Below are 650 nucleotides of genomic sequence, written 5' to 3'. Positions count from 1 at the left end.
CCTGTACGCGCCGGCGCTCCAGGTGACGGCCCTGCTGGCCGGCGGTCTCGTGGCGGGAACCGCCCTGGCGGAGAGCCTGTTCGGCTATCCGGGCACCGGGCAGCTGCTGGTGTCCGCCGTCGCGGTGCGGGACGTCCCCGTCATCCAGGCCGCGGCCCTCCTCCCGGTCGTCGTCCTGCTGCTGGGCATGCTCCTGGCCGACCTGGCCGCCCGTCGCACCACGGTGCCGGGGGACCCCGGCCCGTCGGTGGCGACGGCGGGGAGGACCGCATGACCGGAGCGCCTCTGCCGTTCCTCCCCGGAACCGTACGTCCTTCGGTGTCCGTGACCGCGGCCCTCACCCTGCTGGTGTGCGTGCCGCTCGGACGGTACGCCGCCCCGCACCCGCCGGAGCGAACGGTCGCCGCACCCTGGGCGCCGCCCGGCGGACGGCACCCGCTGGGCACCGACGCCCTGGGGCGCGACGTGCTGTCCCGGGTCCTGGCCGGGGGAACCCAGCTCCTGACCGTGTCCCTGCTCGCCGCGCTCGCCGCCGTCGTCTGCGGCGCGGGTCTCGGCCTGGCCGCGGGGTGGTCGGGCGACCGTACCGCCCGCACCGTACGGGCCCTGTGCGACCTGCTGCTGGCCGTTCCCGCCCTGGTCCTGGCGCT

General features: G+C 77.2%; 1 protein-coding gene and 1 pseudogene. Both read left to right on the top strand.

Annotated features, from left to right (window positions below; all coding sequences use genetic code 11):
- Window positions 1–274, top strand: a 274-nt coding sequence (locus tag B7767_RS42345) for an ABC transporter permease subunit (RefSeq protein ID WP_143653002.1), incomplete at its 5' end; no start/stop codon positions are given.
- Window positions 271–650 (top strand): annotated as a pseudogene (locus B7767_RS47100) (ABC transporter permease); the annotation flags it as partial. The gene B7767_RS42345 and the pseudogene B7767_RS47100, both read left to right, overlap by 4 nt.

The organism is Streptomyces sp. 13-12-16 (assembly GCF_002114215.1).
GTDB lineage: Bacteria > Actinomycetota > Actinomycetes > Streptomycetales > Streptomycetaceae > Streptomyces.
Note: the sequence above shows the minus strand (reverse complement) of the source record. Positions and strands in the feature narration are given on the sequence as shown.